The organism is Bradyrhizobium cedriense, from assembly GCF_054602315.1.
The window spans coordinates 789,255-806,547 of the sequence record NZ_JBTSWB010000003.1; the positions used below are offsets into that span (position 1 = coordinate 789,255).

At 59.7% G+C, this 17,293-nt stretch carries 18 protein-coding genes; 9 read left to right on the top strand and 9 right to left on the bottom strand.

Annotated features, from left to right (window positions below; genetic code table 11):
- The first annotated feature begins 40 nt into the window (after positions 1-40).
- Positions 41-538: a hypothetical protein gene (locus tag ACYCVF_RS15500; protein WP_448042955.1), complete on the top strand. Its 498-nt coding sequence runs from the start codon at positions 41-43 to the stop codon at positions 536-538.
- 287 nt (positions 539-825) lie between these two features.
- Here the strand turns inward: ACYCVF_RS15500 and ACYCVF_RS15505 are convergent, their stop codons facing one another.
- Complete coding sequence (locus ACYCVF_RS15505) at positions 826-1,143, bottom strand: hypothetical protein (protein ID WP_448042954.1); 318 nt, start codon at positions 1,141-1,143, stop codon at positions 826-828.
- Between the two features lie 379 nt (positions 1,144-1,522).
- Between ACYCVF_RS15505 and ACYCVF_RS15510 the strand changes: the two genes are divergently transcribed.
- Both ACYCVF_RS15510 and ACYCVF_RS15515 read left to right on the top strand, forming a co-directional pair.
- Entirely contained in the window at positions 1,523-2,536 is a 1,014-nt protein-coding gene (locus ACYCVF_RS15510) for a PIN domain-containing protein (RefSeq protein ID WP_448042953.1), read from the top strand.
- Positions 2,537-2,653: 117 nt separating this feature from the next.
- Positions 2,654-3,919 carry a transposase gene (locus ACYCVF_RS15515; RefSeq protein ID WP_448042952.1) on the top strand — a complete coding sequence of 422 codons (1,266 nt, stop codon included), beginning with the start codon at positions 2,654-2,656 and terminating at the stop codon, positions 3,917-3,919.
- 67 nt (positions 3,920-3,986) lie between these two features.
- Here ACYCVF_RS15515 and ACYCVF_RS15520 read toward each other — a convergent pair whose 3' ends face one another.
- The 4 genes from ACYCVF_RS15520 to ACYCVF_RS15535 all read right to left on the bottom strand — a co-directional run bounded on the left by ACYCVF_RS15520 (position 3,987) and on the right by ACYCVF_RS15535 (position 10,131).
- On the bottom strand, positions 3,987-5,621 hold the full coding sequence (locus ACYCVF_RS15520; RefSeq protein ID WP_448042951.1) for a hypothetical protein: 1,635 nt from the start codon (positions 5,619-5,621) through the stop codon (positions 3,987-3,989).
- An 86-nt stretch (positions 5,622-5,707) separates the two neighbouring features.
- Positions 5,708-6,601 (bottom strand): hypothetical protein, encoded by an 894-nt coding sequence (locus tag ACYCVF_RS15525; protein WP_448042950.1) that lies wholly within the window; start codon positions 6,599-6,601, stop codon positions 5,708-5,710.
- A gap of 61 nt (positions 6,602-6,662) precedes the next feature.
- Positions 6,663-8,975, bottom strand: coding sequence for a ThiF family adenylyltransferase (locus ACYCVF_RS15530; protein ID WP_448042949.1), 2,313 nt, complete (start codon positions 8,973-8,975; stop codon positions 6,663-6,665).
- A gap of 4 nt (positions 8,976-8,979) precedes the next feature.
- Positions 8,980-10,131 carry a ComEC/Rec2 family competence protein gene (locus tag ACYCVF_RS15535; protein ID WP_448042948.1) on the bottom strand — a complete coding sequence of 384 codons (1,152 nt, stop codon included), beginning with the start codon at positions 10,129-10,131 and terminating at the stop codon, positions 8,980-8,982.
- A 277-nt stretch (positions 10,132-10,408) separates the two neighbouring features.
- On the opposite strand from ACYCVF_RS15535, the gene ACYCVF_RS15540 reads away from it, so the two are divergent.
- The gene (locus tag ACYCVF_RS15540; RefSeq protein WP_448042947.1) at positions 10,409-11,983 is read left to right on the top strand and encodes a DUF2235 domain-containing protein; all 1,575 of its coding nucleotides are present in this window, start codon (positions 10,409-10,411) and stop codon (positions 11,981-11,983) included.
- Positions 11,984-12,025: 42 nt separating this feature from the next.
- Entirely contained in the window at positions 12,026-12,571 is a 546-nt protein-coding gene (locus ACYCVF_RS15545; protein ID WP_448042946.1) for a hypothetical protein, read from the top strand.
- Positions 12,572-12,615: 44 nt separating this feature from the next.
- Here ACYCVF_RS15545 and ACYCVF_RS15550 read toward each other — a convergent pair whose 3' ends face one another.
- Positions 12,616-12,801 carry a hypothetical protein gene (locus ACYCVF_RS15550; protein ID WP_448046270.1) on the bottom strand — a complete coding sequence of 62 codons (186 nt, stop codon included), beginning with the start codon at positions 12,799-12,801 and terminating at the stop codon, positions 12,616-12,618.
- A gap of 26 nt (positions 12,802-12,827) precedes the next feature.
- Positions 12,828-13,061 (bottom strand): hypothetical protein, encoded by a 234-nt coding sequence (locus ACYCVF_RS15555; RefSeq protein ID WP_448042945.1) that lies wholly within the window; start codon positions 13,059-13,061, stop codon positions 12,828-12,830.
- Between the two features lie 125 nt (positions 13,062-13,186).
- Between ACYCVF_RS15555 and ACYCVF_RS15560 the strand changes: the two genes are divergently transcribed.
- From ACYCVF_RS15560 to ACYCVF_RS15570, 3 genes are all read left to right on the top strand, one after another.
- Positions 13,187-14,065: a CBASS oligonucleotide cyclase gene (locus ACYCVF_RS15560; RefSeq protein WP_448042944.1), complete on the top strand. Its 879-nt coding sequence runs from the start codon at positions 13,187-13,189 to the stop codon at positions 14,063-14,065.
- Positions 14,058-14,717: an SLATT domain-containing protein gene (locus tag ACYCVF_RS15565; RefSeq protein WP_448042943.1), complete on the top strand. Its 660-nt coding sequence runs from the start codon at positions 14,058-14,060 to the stop codon at positions 14,715-14,717. The genes ACYCVF_RS15560 and ACYCVF_RS15565 overlap by 8 nt, the downstream gene beginning before the upstream one ends.
- 208 nt (positions 14,718-14,925) lie before the next feature.
- Positions 14,926-15,609 carry a DNA-3-methyladenine glycosylase gene (locus tag ACYCVF_RS15570; RefSeq protein WP_448042942.1) on the top strand — a complete coding sequence of 228 codons (684 nt, stop codon included), beginning with the start codon at positions 14,926-14,928 and terminating at the stop codon, positions 15,607-15,609.
- Between the two features lie 695 nt (positions 15,610-16,304).
- On the opposite strand, the gene ACYCVF_RS15575 is transcribed toward ACYCVF_RS15570, so the two are convergent.
- Entirely contained in the window at positions 16,305-16,544 is a 240-nt protein-coding gene (locus ACYCVF_RS15575; RefSeq protein WP_459606402.1) for a helix-turn-helix domain-containing protein, read from the bottom strand.
- Between the two features lie 94 nt (positions 16,545-16,638).
- On the opposite strand from ACYCVF_RS15575, the gene ACYCVF_RS15580 reads away from it, so the two are divergent.
- Complete coding sequence (locus tag ACYCVF_RS15580) at positions 16,639-17,040, top strand: hypothetical protein (RefSeq protein ID WP_448042940.1); 402 nt, start codon at positions 16,639-16,641, stop codon at positions 17,038-17,040.
- A gap of 36 nt (positions 17,041-17,076) precedes the next feature.
- Here ACYCVF_RS15580 and ACYCVF_RS15585 read toward each other — a convergent pair whose 3' ends face one another.
- Positions 17,077-17,292, bottom strand: coding sequence for a DUF2274 domain-containing protein (locus tag ACYCVF_RS15585; RefSeq protein WP_448042939.1), 216 nt, complete (start codon positions 17,290-17,292; stop codon positions 17,077-17,079).
- Position 17,293: the final 1 nt, after the last annotated feature.

Below are 17,293 nucleotides of genomic sequence, written 5' to 3' on the forward strand. Positions count from 1 at the left end.
CTCGCCGCTTGGCGTGGAAAGCATACCCTCAGAGACCCGCATGACAAAGCCTCCCAAAAAACCCAGCGTCCAACTCCTGATAGATGACGCGACCCTGCGCGCCATCGGACATGTGGCCGCCCAATGGGCGGTGCTAGAGATCGAGTTCGATATCTTGCTAGGCCGGCTACTCAGGCATCCGGATGCCAAGAAAATAGTACCCAAGGCCATGCCCCAGTCATTCGACCGGCGAGCGAAGCTGTTCCGAGAATGCGCCAAGCTGCTGTTGCACGACCAGCCTAACCTTCGGAAGCAACTGATCGCAATCATCAACGATGCCACTTCAGCACGAAAAAAGAGAGACGATGTAATCCACGGACAGTGGCATCTCGGTCGCAAGAAAGGCAAGGTCGGGACAGCGGTGACGGTTGTCAAGCAGCGCCCACAATTCAAAGCGCAGCTTCAGCACATGTCGGATGCACAAGTTGAGAATGTTGCTGCCACCATATCCGAGGTGACATTAAAGCTGATCTGGTGGGCCCAAATGAACGTAGGCTGAAGGCCTCGAGCATTCCTGAATTTTTCAACTCGTGCTCCCTCCGCTCCGATCCTCTTTCGTCCTGCACGCTTCACGTGTGACTCGAGGATACGACGCATCTTCCGGCAGGAGGTCTTCCTCGGAGTCGGCCCGGGCTATGCGGTGGACGAAGGATGAACAGTCGTTCCTAATAGGCGCTGCGCGTCGACGCCACGCCGATGCTCGATCCACACCTATAATGGCATGCTCAAGCACGATGTCAGCAACGACACTGAATCGTATGTCATAAAGCCGGTAGCTCGAACTAATTACCTGCATTGCCAGCGGACACCTCGGTCCGTTTCCCAGATGACGCCGGTGATCCACGCAGGGATCTCCTTCAGCTTGCGATCGGCGAGCATGATCCGCTCGCCGGAAGCCAGTTCGAAGACCGGGCATGAAACTCTGGCGGATATCCGCTCCGAGCCCTTCGACGAGACCGATACGGTCCGCTGCGCCGACAGCAGGCAAACCTTTTGGCCGATCCGGTATTTCTTCACGTACTCCTGATCAGGAAGCAAAAGTACGTCAGGACCCGAGGAGACGGCGCTCGAGCCCTCAGCGAATCCATCCGACGCGATATCCATTGCCATCCATCGATTGGGCTTGTCAGCCGGGTTTCAACCGACGATGGGCGATTGATCAGGACGCGCGATCGATTCAGGGGTCGGATCGAAAGTCAACTCCGCAAGTTGCGTAATCCACCGCAACTACCAGGACGGACCCGGTACCCAAAATGACGTCAGGCATAGCGGCCGACCAAATCTCAGACATCGATAACCCAGTCCATGTCGGCCAGAGGTCCCCATGGCACGCGAGCCTCGAGATCAGGGCCTCGCACACCGCCGATATCGATCTATATGACGAATTTACGCGGTCGAGGTTGGGAACGACATACCGACTGATACGAATGGCCTTACCGAGCTCAAACGATTAGACTGCCGGTCGCTCTCGCTGGGATCGAATATGGAGAAGAAACCACCAAGCTTCACGGTATTGCTCGATGCAAATGTATGGATCGAGGAACGGATGCTGAAATCCGCGCTGGGCAGTGCGCTGCTGTATGCGCTCGCCGGAGCCAAGGCCACACTGGCGTTGCCGGAGATCGTCGAGCGCGAGGTGAACCAAGTCCTGCCGGATCTTGCGCGTCGCGCCGTTCACAACATTCGTCGAGACATGACGCTCCTTACCCATTTATCTGGCCGCGACATGAACGCCAGTGGACCGACGCCTAAGGCAATCTCCGACGGAATGTCGGCGCGTTGGCAGCAACTTTCTGGATCGATAGAAAGGATCGGGTTCACATTCGAACAGGCCAACGCAGCTCTTTCTCGGATCATCGCGAAGACGGCTCCCTGCGGCGATAACAACGAGCAATTCCGCGATTGTTGCATCTGGGAAGCCGGGCTGTCGCTGGCCGATACGCGGACGCTGTATCTCGTCAGCGCGGACCATGCATTCTACGATGGCCGAAAGTATGCGAACGGTCTCGCAAGATCTTTGCGGGCCGAAATCGATAGGCGGAACGTTCAGCTATTCCTGCACCCGACGATTCAGGATCTCCTCAGTGCTTTGGGGAATACCGTCGTGTCGATCGACGAGCGCGCGATCGCGACATCCATCATCGATTCTGTGTCATCGGACGCTCGCACTATCGCCAGCGAAAAGGGGCCGTTCGAATTGGGACGTGCCTTGGCTGCCCAAATCAAGGGCTACGCGACTCCCAAGGAAGCCCTCGTCGCGGTTTCATTCGAGTTGTATTTCGAATTGGATCGGGTGGGTGCCGCCGGCGCGTTCGGGGAGGATGAGAAGGCGCTTCTCACTCTAAAAGGAGAGTGCGACTTCGATCCGAACAGGAACGCGGTCTCGGCGATCGCCGTTAAATCATGGTCGCAGCGAATCGGCCATTCTTGGGGCAGTGCCCACTATTTTTCCGAGACCCGCGACGACCAAAAATCCGATGAACCACGCGTTTCGTAATCCATGACAAGCAGGCGTCGAGACTACGGCCCTCCAAAGGAGTTGCCGGAGACTTTATTTCGGGCTCCAGAAGAACGGGGCGAAGACTGGCCGGATGAGCCGGATGTCCGGCGGGCTGTGAACTACTTTCGCGACCTTATTGGCCAGGACGAGTGGAAGAAACGGCGCAATGCTGCGGCCAATCGCTTGTACGCGGCGTCGCTCGGTCGTGTCGACGAGACCGACCGCGGCAGATATTTCGAGGAGTCCGACGTATTCGGCTGGTATCTCTTCCTGGCCGAGGCCTTCATCGATCATGTCTGGAATTTCGAGCCGACGTTCGGTTCGCGGGTAGTGCCGGTGTTCAAGGCGATCGGGCGTGGTCTCGATCTGCTTCTTTCGGTCGACGGCGTCGAAGAACGGGCACGTCGCCTGGTCAGCAGTGAACGGCGTCAACCAAATGGTGGGCTCTTCGAGCTGCTCGTCGCATCCGCCTATCGCTCGTCTGGCGCGCGGGTAAAATTCGTACCTGAGCGACGCGGGCTGAGCCGGACATACGACATGGACATCGAAATCGGCTCGCGCTCCTTCGCGGTCGAGTGCAAGCGCTTGGAAACTAGCCAATACGGCGAACGGGAACGAGCCGCGATGCGCGAGTTATGGCGCCCCAGCGCGACAGGGTTTTCCCAGAACGAGCAGAGCGCATTTTGCGATGTCCATTTCCGCATCCCTATCGATCGGGTGCCCCCCACCTATCTGACCGAGAAGTCGCTCGAGTGGCTCCGGTCCGACATGCCTTCGCTGCTCTGGAGCGATGATATATCGTACGGCGCGATGGGCGAACTCGATCTCGATCCGTTGCGCGAAGTTCTCGACGATCACCATGTGCTCGCGTCGAGCTCGCGCATGTTGGAGCTGCTCTCGGGCCGCTACGTGAGGCACGCCAACTACATTCAGTTGAGCCGCTTAAAGCTCGCGGAGAACCCGAGATATGTGCGCGAGTGCGATCTTGCCGTACTGCTCCGTTGGGAATCGGCCTCTCCCGAAGCCATTGATGCCAAGGCCCGCGACATCACGACGAAACTATCGGAGGCCAGCGACCAGCTTCCAGCGGATCGCCCCGGTATTGTCCATATCGGCTTCGAGGCCGTCGAAGGAGACGACGTGGAGCGCGCCAGACATCGGAAGATCATCGAGAGAGCACAAGCTTTCGATCCGAGGGGAAAACTTCTTGAGTACGTGTATTGCCATTACTTCGTACCCGAAAGCCCGCCGGACCAAGCGTGGGCGTTCGACGAGACGCTCCAGTGGGTGGGCATCGCGCCGACCGGTCCTCATCCCCTCGGAGAAACCATGCTGATCCTTCCGGCCGAGGGCGTTCGCGAAGGACCTCACTGGCGTTGAAAATCATAAGGACCAGGGTGGTGCAGGCAGCGTGCCTCCAGCCAGGATCTGAGCATCAGGACAACCATTACCTGCGCAAGCGAGCCGCAAAGCGTTGAAGCGTAACCCGATCGCCATCGGTCATCAGAAAGCCGCGTGATGGGTAGTCTTCCGTGCCTCCGTGGAGGACCCGTCGATCGTCGATCTGCGACACTAGGTAGGCGAAAGGTGGGTTGAAGCGCCGAAGCGGCCAGCCAGAGGCCGCATGCAATTCTTCCGCATCGACGGTCCCGATTCCAGGCTTGCCGAGGGCAAAATCGATGAGCGCAACCACGTCCGTTTCGGGATTGCTTTGCCCGATATGGGGATCGAACGTGATAAAGAGCTCTGCGGTGGTGAACATCCGCGGAAGCCGCGTGGAAATCACCGAATTCGTTCTCAGATAGCCATCATTTTCGAGCTCGGCGACGGCAAACGCCAAATCGTTGATATTGGATTCCGGGAACGCCTCGATGAGATCCTGCTCGGGAATGAAGCAGTCGAAGCCCTTCTGGGACTGCTCCGATACCCACAACCCTATCCGGATCGCCAATGGCCCGAGTTCGCCGATCTTCAACTCGACCTTCCTCTTTGCTGGAGGCGCGACTAGCGGAGTGCTCAGCCAGTCCTCGGCCGGCGGCGGAGCTTCGCCTGCAGCGAGCCATCCGTCGAGACCGTCGATCACCAACTGACCAATCGCGGCGAATTGCAGGATGTCGTCGCCGACTAAGGGCACGGTTTCGCCCAGTCGGGCCTCAGCAGCATGTTCGGCAAACTTCGCGTCGGCCACGCCGAGATTGTGTCCGATGACATGGCGCTTCTGAATGTTCAGCGTCAGGACGGCAAGAGCGTCGGCCGTCAAAGTTTCGAACGGATCGAAGTCGAACTCGGCGAAGCGTTTGCGTCCGCGCTCGATGTTCTGGAAATCGTTGGCGACCGGCTTCGTCGCTGGCACATCGGGCGGCCGAGTGGTCTCCCTGTAATGGTATACCGTCTTCAAGGTCGCTTCGAAGGCCGTCAGTACGTCCTCATGCGCATTGCCCATCATCCTGTATGCGAGCTCATGCCTTTCCGAGCCAAGTTGGCCCGCGAGTTCGACCTGCTCCCGGACGAGCGCGATTTCCCGCGCAAAGTGCAAATGAATGTTCGGCGCTCCGCAATCCGGACAGAACAAGGAAATGGCGTAAACGCCGTAGTCCCGGCCGCACTCGTCGCATACCAATTCGCGCAGGAGATCGTTTCGAGCGAACCGCGGTGCGGGTTTGGGCGATGGCCGTGCGCCAGTCGTCACCTTGAAAAACTTGTTGCCAGCGCTCTTCCGGGCGAGGTCATCGAACATGCCGTGGATTGCCGCCGCAGCGTCGGCGTGAAAGGCATGAGCGACGATTTCCTTGGCAGCCGCGAGGTCGTCGGGATGCGTGAAGTTCTCGTCGTCGTCCAGAACGCCGCTATACGGACAGACTGTGCCTGGGGTACCGGGCAGATGCGTCATGCGCGACGTCAAGGTCTCTGGTAGAGCGAAATCCGATACTCGGTCGCCCAGAAGAAAGAGGCGCGGATGTGCGTTTTCGTTAGGTGAATACCGGTACACTCGGCCATCCGGCGTCTTCGGCAGCGGAATGCCAAGCGTCAGGTTGTTGCCAGAACCACCCGTCTTGTACTTCTCCAAATTCCGCAAGCGCATGAGACCACCTCGGATAGTTGAGCCTAAGTTTGTCGTTCAATCGATGGATCGACGCGAGGAGATCCGTCCTCTTCTGGCGTCGGAGATCATGATTCCTCTCGTTCCGGGCGAGCCTGCCGGGACCGGGTCTCCCCAGCCGCCGTCGATGCCCGCCGCGTACGTTTTGCGGATGAGGCCTGACCCGGCTGGGCGGCAGCCGGCACATCAAGCGTGTCGCAGCAGGCCAACAAGGCCCGCGCGAACTGATCGCCGGCACCCCAAACCCAATCGTCGCGTACGACGGTAAACCAGGCCGCCAATGCGACCAGATCGACGCAGATCGCTCCGATCGCTGCGGGCTTGATAGCGGCCAACGCCGCTAGAAGTGTCGGCATGGAGAAACTGGACACGGCAGGGATAATGTTGTCGTAGCGCCAGACGACCGTGAGAACCGAAATCAGAAGAGCCGCCAAACAGGCAATAACCCCTATCGGTTTCAATCCACGCAGGTTCCGGCGAAAGCCGTATTCGGCATTCTCCTTCTCGACGAGCGGATAGGCTTTCCCACGGCAACGTTCCTGAAGCCACTTCACCCCCGATGCGTACATGGTGTCCGCGGCCTTCGGATCTGCCCTCTCCTGTTCCGGGCTTGGCGTAACGAACAGTGGCACGTTCTTCGCGAAGAACGCGTGGTATCGAGCCAATACCGGAGGCGGAAGATGTTCTTCCCGATGGCGCAGCCAGATCGTCGACGGCCAACCTCCCCATTCAGCCAAGAGACGCTTCTCCACCTTCTTACCGCGCGATCTGCTCAGGACGCTCAAGCCATACAGGAGCCCGCAGGACGTCGCGATGGTCACCAGCGTGGCGCCCCAGCTCGAGGTGACCAGCCGAGGAAACCACGCGATCGCGGTGAGGATGATTGGAAACAGCGTGAGCAAGCCCGGAAACAGGCGAGCCTGTCGTGAATAGGGATCGAAGAGCTTCGAAATATCGATCATCGGAACGTCCCTGTGCAGTCGTAGGTGCTGTCCTGCGCCAGATCCGGAGATCTCGGGTCCTTCATCTTGCCACCTTGACTACGGCGCTTTCCGAGCTTGAGGTCCCTGACAAGGCTTCAGCGGTGAAATGTACGTAACCAGCCGTCGTATGGATCAGCATCACCAATGGAAAATACTGCCTGATCGAAAGTAGAGCGGCTGTCTTCACATCCTTCCCGGACGGGCCGCTGGGGACGAGGTGATTGTGCCAGGTCCCGAGCGCGTAGAGCGCACCGCCAGATCCTTCGATCAGATCTTCCAGCATGGGGCGCAATCCCTCGGTGCCTAGCACGAACTCGTCGCGCGAGAATTTGCTGTCGGGCGGCGCGGGCATCGTGCCGACGACGTGGAAGACGTTGGCGACGTCCGAATAGCGGCCTACTATGATGCCGCCCGTCTCCGAACCACGGCGCGCAGCGACCTCTCGACGGATCGTGTCGTCGACATCCGGGCTAAGGCGCACGATGCTGGCCGTGCCGTCGCCTACGATGATGCGCGGCCGGATATCCTTACGATGCCATATCTGGTTTAGCCCATCGGACGCCAAACTGCCGACTAGCACCTCGCCGGTCTCGGGAAGACCGTCGCGTTGGAGCCGGCGGATCTGCTCGGACATCGGCGCCGCGAATGAGGACAAGCGGCCATCCGACAGCGGCAACGTGATGGCCGAGCAACCCTGACCGATCGCGATCGCTTCGGCCTTCGTGTTGAAGACCTCGTTCCTGAGGGTGGGATCCGAATGGATCAGACGATAGGTCTCGCAGATGAGATCGGTCGCCGACGGATTGGCCGCCGGCCCCTCCACCGACATCAGGCCGACGCTTCCGATGCCCAGCATGCACGCCTCGATCACTCGGGGCCGGTCGACAGTGACCCCATGCAAGGCTAGCGCCTCGCGCACGCTCGCGGACCCAGTCGTATTGACGACGGCAAAGCTGTCTCGGGCCACCAAAGGGGCGATCGACTTGTCATCGAATGCGCGCGCGACGACGTCAACGACGTGCGGCACCGTCGGCTGCTTGAGGGTCGCGAGTGCCTCGGCCAAATAGTGCGCCTTTGGAATGGACCAGAAGCTTTCGACTTTCGTGTCAGAGGGAAGCGTGGCGTAGCGAGCGAAATTGTGAGGTTGCAGAATGCCGTCGTCGATGAGGGCCGCGGGTCCACGTCCGGACCTGGCGAGATGGACGGCGAGTTTGGATCCGATGCTTCCGCAGCCAAGAAGCGTCCAGGGACGCAGCGCCTGCCCGTCGTCGCCCGAAGCGCGTCGCAGCAATTCCGGAGATACCTCATCCCGGTGCGTGGCGGTCCTGACCAGCTTGCCGCTGCCGGACGAGAGCGCCTCGCCGCCGCGCAATTCCACGACATAGGGACATATCTCGATCGGCGAAGTCGTGCCGATCACCTCGAACGGGCGGCGCGCCAGCAGAACGACGACTATAGGCTGCTTCTCCTTCAATTTAGATTGCGAAACCCGCTCCTGCAGGATTCCGAGCTTCGGCTCCAGGAATTCGCGGCACCCCAATTCGCCCGCCCGCTTCAGGAGTTCGTCAATCGTCGTGACCGTTTCCGGAAGATAGCGATCCGCCACGAACGGCCGACCGGTCGGGAGTTTTCCCGACCACGCGACCAAAGCATTGGTGATGCCCCTCCTCCCTCGGGCACCGACGGGCTCGAACCACCACTGGTCGGCCATTTCCGGCCGCAACGGCAACTTTTCTCCTTGCGGAACCTCCATTCGATAAGTAACGAGCTCGCCTCGATCGGAGGCGTAATACCAGGCCGCAAAGGCAGCGCAGCCGCCCTCTCGGGTGGGCAGACCCGTCAACCAGCTCGGGTCCGCGACGATCACGTCGTCGATCCCATCCCGCCGCACCGGCTCCCAGCCGTGCTCCGGATCGATCAGCTGCGCCATCGCAGCCTTGTCCAGCCAGTCGACCAGTTGCTCGAAAAGGCCACCTATTCCGCGAACGCGCAGAACCTCGCGCGGCGAACCGGCGACGAGACACGGTTCAGGTGGACCGCCATTCCTCGAGGGCTGAATGTGCGGATGGCTGCGATTGAAGTCCGCACGGAGGCGGATAAGCGGCGCCCCCAGGGGATATCCTGCCGTGAAGATGAACGTCACGGGCTCGACCGCGCGGACGCCCGACGGGCTCTCGCCCGCCGCCCTCCACGCATTCGGGAGTTCAGTCCGGATGTCCACGATGGCCCGGATGACGTCGCTTCCTTCATCCAGTTCGGCCGTCACCCGTTCGACGGACGGATGAGCCTCGATGAGGCGCAGCGCCCGTCGGACGGGTATCGGAAGGTCGTCTGCCGCGGAGATCGCCGCCATCGGCTCATCCGTGGGCGAGCGGCTGGCTTCCGATACCGGTGCCCGCGGCGACGCTCACGGCGACCGCAGCGCGCTTGATGCGGGGTCCGGCCGAAGTGACCTCGATCGCCAGCGGGTCGTCGCCCGGACTGTCGGCGACGCACTTGAATTCGCCCTTCACGCGATCGAGGATATCGATGTATTCGCGCTTCGCACGGATACACGGCGGGTCGTTCTTGTCGTCTTTGATGGTCTTACTGCTAGCCACGATCAGCGCGCCGTCCAGCGGCTGCCCGAGGGCGCTCCGGGCGGGCTCGGACACCTTGGCGTTCTCGCCCTTTTCGGACCAGCTATCGTAGGAAAGGCTGTGCCACGAACAGTGGTGCGGAGCGGTCAGAACGTCGTACTGCAGACGCTCGGGCCACTTCTTGTTGCGCTCCCAGATGCGGTCCCAGATCGCGACCTCCGCGTCGCCACCGAGAAGAAAGCGTCCCTGGGTGACCTTGGACACTTTCAGGTCCAGGCGCATGATGACGCTGGAGTTGTTCTTCGTGAGAACCTCCTCCTCCGCTTCGTCGTCGGCAGGCATCGGCGCTAGCAGCCGCGCCTCGAAGGAAGTGTCCTGTACGCCGCAGATCTTCGAGAAAACCTCGTCGACCTTCACCAAGATTTCCGTCAGGTCATCGGTCTTGCCGTCGACGTCCTCGCCCAGGATCAGGATGCGGTTGCCGTCCTCGGCGGTCCGTTCCTTCTTGAACCTGTTGGCGCGGCGGCGGGCCTCGTCGCGCCAAGTCTCGGCGTCGGCGCAAAGGACGTGATCCTCGTCCTTCGCCTTCGCCCGGCGGAACACGATCGGTGAGGACCACATTTCGCGGATGATGATCTTGTCGTCGGCCTTCACCCAGGTCGACGGGTCGCCGAGATGGAAATGCTTGACCAGGCCCCGGATGTGGTCAGCGTCCGGATGGGTGTTCAGAAAGCCGTCGACGAACAGCCTCCCCTCATCGTCCCGGTCGAGCTTGTTCCGGAGCTGTTTGCCCACGTTGGGTGTGTCGTCGTCCTCGTCGTCGGCCGCCTCTCGGATGTTGATATCCGTCAGGATCCTGCGACCGGACTCGGTCTCGAACAATACCATATCGCCGTTGTCGACTTTGAAAAGTGATGCTTTAACTGCCATTCCCATCCCCCTGATTCAACGATCGAAAGGTCGGTCGCGGCTCCTTGACCGATTGCAGATCGGACGGGCGCACTTAAGAAGATATGATGGCAATTTGGCCACGCAAGATGTGCTACCAGAATAATTTCATCACGCTATATATATGGAATTGTTCAAGTATTAGGCATCTGGAACCGGCTTTGTTCACTCGGTGTTCTTGGTTTTCCAGACGACAAGCGGCATGATTGGACAACCTGGGTACCTGGGTGAGCGGCGTCCTCGCAGCGGATGAACAGGCATGAGCAAGAACATCGTCGTCTTCTCCGACGGAACCGGCCAAGACGGCGGCGCGCGTCCGGAGCAGCGCATCAGCAACATCTACAAAATGTACCGTGTGAGCCGCGACCATGCGGACACGGCCATTGATCCGTCCAAGCAAGTGGTCTTCTACGACGCGGGCCTTGGGACGGATATCGGGGCTACCGCCCTCACCGCTCCGGTGCGCTTCATCCAGAAGATGCTTGGATCGATCGCCGGCGATGGGATCAAGCGCAACATCGCCGACTGCTACGAATTCATCATCAACCACTACGAAGATGGTGACAGGATATTTCTGTTCGGGTTCAGCCGGGGCGCCTACACGGTCCGAAGCGTGGCGAACCTACTGATGCTGTGCGGCGTCCCCACCAAGACGCCCGCCGGCCCATTGATGCGCTACCGCAAGGCCGTGAAGGACATCGCTTGGGAAGCCGTGGATACCGTGCTGGAACACGGCGCCGGCCACCCGCGGGAGCAGTTCGAGGCGGAGAGGCTCGAACTGGCGCGGCGATTTCAGACCAAGTATGGCTCCGGCGACGGCTCGGATGCCGATGCCGCGGCATATTTCGTCGGAGTGTTCGATACCGTCGCGGCCCTTGGCGCCAGCGGTCCGCGACGCCGGATGATTCAGGGTGGCTTGACTCTCGGCGTCGCCGCCCTCGCCTTCTTCGCTTCGCTCGTTCCGGCCGCGATCATCGGCGCGCTGACGGCCATCCTGTCGGACGCCGGCCTGCTATGGGGCTTCATCGTGCCGGCCTGGCTGGTCACGCACCTGGCGATGCTGATCGCCGTCATCTGGTTCTGGAAACGGCAGCGCACGGTCAACCGCAAGACCATCTACGACTTCCCGAAAAAGGGCGATCCGCCGCGATCACACACCGCCGAGTGGACGGGAAAGCACTTCGATCGCCTTCTCAGCAAACATGTCCGCTTTGCGCGATCGGCGAACGCGGTCGACGAGACGCGTAAGGATTTTGCTCGCGTCGGCTGGGGCGGTACCGAGCCGTCTGTTCACCCCCCAACTCCGGGTGTTCCGCTTCTCATCCAGCTTTGGTTCGCAGGCAACCACTCGGACATCGGCGGATCTTATCCCGAACCTGAATCGCGTTTGTCGGATATCGCCCTCGCCTGGATGTGCGAGCAGGCTACGTCCGTCCCGGACGGCTTGTTGACGGGGCCTATCTACGTCGACGGGATCAAGATGCCGAACACCGGTGACGATGGGCCGGTGCTAAACGTCTTCCCCGGCGCGGACGGCGTTCAGCATTGCGAGATCGCGGGCATGCGCGACACGCTCGACGCCTACGCCGCCAGTTTGCCGAAATGGCGATGGCTTCAAAACCTCGTCGGCACCAGAAACTGGGAAGTCGAAGTCCGCGAGATCAACCACCAGGCGCCGGTACATCCGACCGTGCGGACGCGCTTCGACCTGCCTGAAGTCAGGCAATGTGCCGGCGTCGGCGCATATCGCCCAAGCGCGCTCGCGAACCATGACGGCTTCAAACGCTACTATCTGCAGGCCGAAACGACAGCGCAATCGCCCAGGCCCGTCTGAACGCTCAAGGAGAGGCCCTCTTTCGAGCCATGAAGGAATCATATGGTCGCTCTTGCCGACATCAAAGCTGACCTGCCGGATTGGCCGGACGACGTGGTGGACCAATGGCTACTCAATCTGGCGAACCAGGAAGGCATGGGCTGGCCCCCGCCCGTCCCTTTCAACGGCCATCGGTGGCAGTACATCATCGTGAATCCGGTATCGTGGTGGAAGAAGGTCACGTGGACGAAAGTGTCGCGCGACTGTAGCTTCGACGAGTTGTCGTTGAATTCCCGTAAAATCATGAATTCCATGTTCGAGGCGTTGGTCCTCGGAATCGAGAATGGCTATGGCGGCGACAACAGCAAGCAGCGCTTCGAATCTTGTGTGAGCTATCTGGCGGTGAAAGGACAGTTCCCCCGCGTGCCTGTCACCATGCCGATAGCAACGGGTTTAAGTATCCTCGACGGCAATCATCGAGTTTATTCGCTGACGTTCCTGCAAAGCGTTCCTGAGCCGGATTTGAAGAAGCAAGGCATCAGTCGCCCGTCCGTCATCCACGATGTTTGGGTAGCGAAGCACGCTGATGGGGAGGTTCTGGACAGCTGACGCGGTTCTAGTGGCAGTCGATCGAGAAAGTGGTGCCGCCCAATTCACTGACGGCTGCCACCGATGCTGTGCGGCATGTTCAGGAAGAACTCGCGGTTGCCCATGGCGGCCTCGGCATACTGGTCGATGGCGACCTGGATGGCCTCGACTTGCGCCCGGCACCATCCTTCCTGACAAGAGAGCCGCCTCGACCTTTCGAGCGACTTCAAGAACTCGGGCGGGTTCTCCATGTCGGTAAAGTATTTCGGTCGTCCACTCACCACTTCCGGCCTCCTAGGACGCGAGTCTTCTTCTCCCGCGCTTCGGTGCTCTTCATCTCATCCCGTTGGGTGACGAGCTGGTCCACCTTCGCCTGCATGCGGGCGAGAAGGGCTTCGGCCGAAGCCGTCCCTATCCCCGCCCGCTGGAGTTGGAGGATTTCCTTCCGCTGGCGACCAATTTGACCGCGCATCCGCTCGATCTCGGACCGGACATCTTCGAGTGTGGGCATGGGTGAACCCGGGATTTTGCCCAATAGAACAAAACTAGAACACGAGAGTCAAGGCGGGTATAAGCACGGAATTCACCTTCCATCCCCGGTTGCACGGTGTATCCTGACACTTTCCCGGATTTCCTATGCCTATTACCGTCAACGACTCTTTCCTGCGGTTCAAATCGAACCTCGAAATCACCGACCCTCAATCCACCACGGTCTCTGTCCGACAGCAGACCATCCGGAGGGTATTGGCCAATGACTTCCAGATCGTGGACGACTTCCTGACCGGGTCATATGCGAGATCCACCATGATCTCCCCGCTGAGCGAAGCCGACATCGACATCTTCATTTGCCTCGACCCTTCGTACTTCCGCGCCTTCAACGGGCTTAACGGCGGCCCTGCAGGCTTGCTCGACCGAGTGAAGAACTCTCTCCGGAAGACCTACACCACCACCCCGAACATCAGCCGCAACGGACAGGCGGTGACTATCCGGTTTGCAGACTTCGTCGTTGACGTGGTGGTGGGCTTCCACCGTCAGGGCGGCGGCTACATCATCGCCAACGCCGTGAACAACTTCTGGCTGGAGACCGACCCGAAGAGGCACGTCGAGATTTTCAGCCAGGCCAATAAGGTCCACAATGGCAACCTCGTCCCGCTCATCAAGATGATTAAGAGCTGGAACAGGTCAAAGAAGTCGTTCTTCCGTTCCTTCCATCTCGAAGTGCTCGCGCTCGAAGCGCTCACCAACGTCACCATCACCGATTTTCCGTCAGGCCTGAGGTTCTTCTTCCAGAAAGCGCAGACCCTTGTTCGCGGTCAAAACCTCGATCCGGCTGGGTACGGTGACGATATCGGACGCTACCTCAACCAAGCCACCCTTCCCGAGGCGGTGAGGTATTTCCAAGGTGCATTCAATTCGGCGGCGGCTGCCGAGCAATACGCCACCCGAGGGCAGCACAAGCAGTCCATTGAACTCTGGCGTCATCTCCTCCCCAACCATTTCCCCGCATATGGCTGACACATCAGAAAGACCGCCCTCGAAAGTTCGAGACGAGATCATTCTTGAGGCACAGCGCATCGAGGAGAGAACGCGAGACTCATCCAAGGGGCACCACTGCGCCGCCGAGGGATGGAATAAACGCGCTTTCCGGCTGGGTCTCCCCACCGCGATCATTTCAGCGGTGACGAGCCTTGCCGTTTTTGCGCAGGCCGCGAAGGACTATTGGTGGATTGGACTCATCGCCATCACCCTTTCCATCACTGTGACCATTCTCACAACCCTCGCAACGTTCCTCAAACCCGAAGAAAAGCAGAGCGCACACTTCAACGCCGCCATCGCTTACGACAAACTGAATGGCGAAGCCCGGATGTTCTGGTCGTTCGAGTGCTGGCGCAGCAACGCGACCGAGGAAGTTCTCACCGCCCGCATCATGGAGTTGACCGAGCGGAAGGATAAACTCAACCAGGACAGCCCTCAAATTCCGCCGTGGGCATGGAAAGAAGCGAAGGCGCGTATCGACAAGGGCGAGACAGATTTCGCGGTAGACAGGGTCAATCGAAACGGGCCGACGCCGGCCATTGCCCCCGCGGCAGAGCCGGTCGCACTATCCGCGCCCGCCGAACCAGTTGTCGAGGCGAATTCCGTCGCCGCTGATAGGCCAGCCGGTTAAAGAGCGTCTTCTCCTTTTGCAGCAAGGGCAAGGACCGTTGATGGATTGAAGCACACGACGGTAGCGCGAGCCATTACGCTCCGCTCCATGCCTATTTCTTTCAGGCAACCTGTAAGGCGTGGTGGCCACATCGGCGACGGACGGAGGTTCGGCAGCGGGAATACAGCGAGCGCACGGCGCCGGTCAGCTTGCTTGCTAAGGATTTCGGATGATTGAATACTTCGGAACGCAATACGTCCCCGTCGAGCCCGACTTCTTCGCGCCGCACTCCTTCGAGGTGGCGCCGCGCCTGATTGGGTGCGTGGTCAGCATGGACAATCGGGATGGCGACGTTGCTATCGGCCTGTCTGATCTCGAGGCATACGACGAGATCGAAGGCGCGTTCCATGACGCCGCCTCGCAGCGCCTTGCCCACGGCCACGCCTACGTCCACCCCTACCGTCGCTCGACGATGTGGGCCATCGACCTGGTCTGCGGACCCAAGGGCCATGGTAGCTCCGTGCTGATCCGAGCCGGCATCCCGCTCGTTGGGCTCGAGATCATGGCTGCACGTCGCAGCCGCCATCCTGCCGCCGATCGAAACGTCCGAACTCGAGCCAAGGGCTACGAAAAGCGGATCAGCCACGGTCCCTGCGCTGTGGGCGAGGCCCTCGACGTCCAGCCAGCGCTCGATGGAGCCAGTCTCTTCGAGAAGCCGTTCCGCATCTACCGTCCCGTTAAAGCGATCACTGACATCGACATCGGGAAACGACTCAACATCACCAAAGATGCCCAACTCCCATGGCGCTGGAAGTGGCGCAACCCGCCGCTTCAATTGAACCGCCCGGCAGGAGGTTGTCTCCAAACCCTGCCGGGATTGGCACGTCCCATAACGTATCGCAAATCGAAGTAAGTCGCGATTGGTAGAATGGTGGTCGATCGTGGGAGCCGTTTCCTGATAGCGATTGAAGATCGCGGCAAAAAGCCGGATAACTTCAATCTTGGTGGGCCGCGCGCTGGCCGAAGGTTTTCCGCCAGCCGATAAGCTATCCTCCGATGAGACCTTGGCGTTCCTTAGGGCAGCTTCGGCCTGGCAGCCGCATTGATGACCGCAGGCCTCGAAAGCTAATGGTTCTGAGGGGAGACACCCCGGTGCAGAGGACGGCGCTGCGATTGCTTTACTCATAGTACGATCGGCGAACTTATACGTCCGCGCAGGCTTGGGACGCAGACCACATGTTCGACGAACTTTTTCGTGCTCGCGGGCATGAGTTCGGCGGGGCTGACGAATTGGAATCTCAGCGGGCCAACGAAGCCTGCCCGAGCGCCAATCGCGACCCGCCGGGCGACCCCTACTCAGTATAGCCAGCTCCTGTGGATCGACTTTCAACTACGCAGTAGCGGACAACCGGGCGCGCGTCTTGTCGATAGCATTTCATCGTATAGCGGGCACCTTTCGAGAGCGCTAAGGTGCGGCCCGGGAATCCCACGTTTGTGACCCAGGCGTGACCTAAGTGAACGAGCGAGATGTTCGCCTCACGAGGATCGCCGACGGATTTTTCTGAGAGATTGATGGGCACACCAAGGTTAGAACCTTGGATCCTCTGATTAGGAGTCACCGGCTCCGCCGGTTCGCCGTCGTCGCCGACGAACTAGTTCCTCGGCGTCGACGTCCAAAGCTCTAGCTATCCGCTCGAGTACTAAGAGAGAGGGATTCCTCTTACCCGTTTCGACGCCACTAAGATACGTCTGGTGGACCTTGCACCTGTCGGCGAGCTCCTCCTGGCTGAGTTTCTTTGCTCGGCGCAACTCCTGAATATTTAAGCCGACTCGGTCCTGCAGGCGCATGCAGGAAAATCGGGATAAACAGCACTATCAGCCCATAGACTATGAGTCATAAAGCGACTAGACTCGACAACTTCTGATGCAAGTCCCGAGAGCTATGTCAACAGAACAAATCGACCTCAATTTTGGTCCCTTCGCTAAATGCGACCAATGCTCAGCAACCGTCGGTTACCGTGATGCGTTGACAGGAAGCGTGATAGCCTCGATCGAAATTCCGGCCCGCGTGATCCAAGGTGCGGTCTTCGAGAATGCTTCGGTGGAAATCAACTTGTTAGGCGATGGACAGATCGCCTCCGCTGTCACTGGACCTGCATCTGATTGCTTTTCGGCAAGGACGACTGTTTCCATTGACCACCTAGTGGACGCGTTCGTAGCCAGCCAAAATCTCCACAAGGAAGAGACGACGGAAGCGGAGCTGAGAACATTGCTCGGACGCCTTCACAAGTCCGTTGAAGCGGTTGAGCGCACGATCCGTCTCCTCGGAGGTGAGGCGAAATAAGGACGCACAATTGCTACTTGGGATGCCAGTGCCCATTTACCCGTCGTGTCTCTTCTTGCTACCTCTCTTAAAGTCCGCGTCACCATCAAGAAACGCCTCAAGCATAAACGGTATCAGGTCAGCCACTTCTTCCTTGTTGCCGTAAGTCTCTGCATAGAAAACGGCGTACTCGCGCAGCCGCTGCGCCAGGCTCGGCGCAAGCACAATGGTCGTTTTGACCGGGGTCCGATCAGGCAGCTTCGCAAGCTTCATC

What these genes read in the sequence shown, in the direction of transcription:
- ACYCVF_RS15505 (WP_448042954.1), bottom strand. Translation starts at nt 1,143, where the DNA reads ATGGATATCGCGTCGGATGGATTCGCTGAGGGCTCGAGCGCCGTCTCC.
- ACYCVF_RS15535 (WP_448042948.1), bottom strand. Translation starts at nt 10,131, where the DNA reads ATGGCAGTTAAAGCATCACTTTTCAAAGTCGACAACGGCGATATGGTA.
- ACYCVF_RS15580 (WP_448042940.1), top strand. Translation starts at nt 16,639, where the DNA reads ATGTCAACAGAACAAATCGACCTCAATTTTGGTCCCTTCGCTAAATGC.
- ACYCVF_RS15540 (WP_448042947.1), top strand. Translation starts at nt 10,409, where the DNA reads ATGAGCAAGAACATCGTCGTCTTCTCCGACGGAACCGGCCAAGACGGC.
- ACYCVF_RS15585 (WP_448042939.1), bottom strand. Translation starts at nt 17,292, where the DNA reads ATGAAGCTTGCGAAGCTGCCTGATCGGACCCCGGTCAAAACGACCATT.
- ACYCVF_RS15530 (WP_448042949.1), bottom strand. Translation starts at nt 8,975, where the DNA reads ATGGCGGCGATCTCCGCGGCAGACGACCTTCCGATACCCGTCCGACGG.
- ACYCVF_RS15520 (WP_448042951.1), bottom strand. Translation starts at nt 5,621, where the DNA reads ATGCGCTTGCGGAATTTGGAGAAGTACAAGACGGGTGGTTCTGGCAAC.
- ACYCVF_RS15555 (WP_448042945.1), bottom strand. Translation starts at nt 13,061, where the DNA reads ATGCCCACACTCGAAGATGTCCGGTCCGAGATCGAGCGGATGCGCGGT.
- ACYCVF_RS15525 (WP_448042950.1), bottom strand. Translation starts at nt 6,601, where the DNA reads ATGATCGATATTTCGAAGCTCTTCGATCCCTATTCACGACAGGCTCGC.
- ACYCVF_RS15575 (WP_459606402.1), bottom strand. Translation starts at nt 16,544, where the DNA reads ATGCGCCTGCAGGACCGAGTCGGCTTAAATATTCAGGAGTTGCGCCGA.
- ACYCVF_RS15565 (WP_448042943.1), top strand. Translation starts at nt 14,058, where the DNA reads ATGGCTGACACATCAGAAAGACCGCCCTCGAAAGTTCGAGACGAGATC.
- ACYCVF_RS15500 (WP_448042955.1), top strand. Translation starts at nt 41, where the DNA reads ATGACAAAGCCTCCCAAAAAACCCAGCGTCCAACTCCTGATAGATGAC.
- ACYCVF_RS15560 (WP_448042944.1), top strand. Translation starts at nt 13,187, where the DNA reads ATGCCTATTACCGTCAACGACTCTTTCCTGCGGTTCAAATCGAACCTC.
- ACYCVF_RS15550 (WP_448046270.1), bottom strand. Translation starts at nt 12,801, where the DNA reads ATGGAGAACCCGCCCGAGTTCTTGAAGTCGCTCGAAAGGTCGAGGCGG.
- ACYCVF_RS15570 (WP_448042942.1), top strand. Translation starts at nt 14,926, where the DNA reads ATGATTGAATACTTCGGAACGCAATACGTCCCCGTCGAGCCCGACTTC.
- ACYCVF_RS15510 (WP_448042953.1), top strand. Translation starts at nt 1,523, where the DNA reads ATGGAGAAGAAACCACCAAGCTTCACGGTATTGCTCGATGCAAATGTA.
- ACYCVF_RS15545 (WP_448042946.1), top strand. Translation starts at nt 12,026, where the DNA reads ATGGTCGCTCTTGCCGACATCAAAGCTGACCTGCCGGATTGGCCGGAC.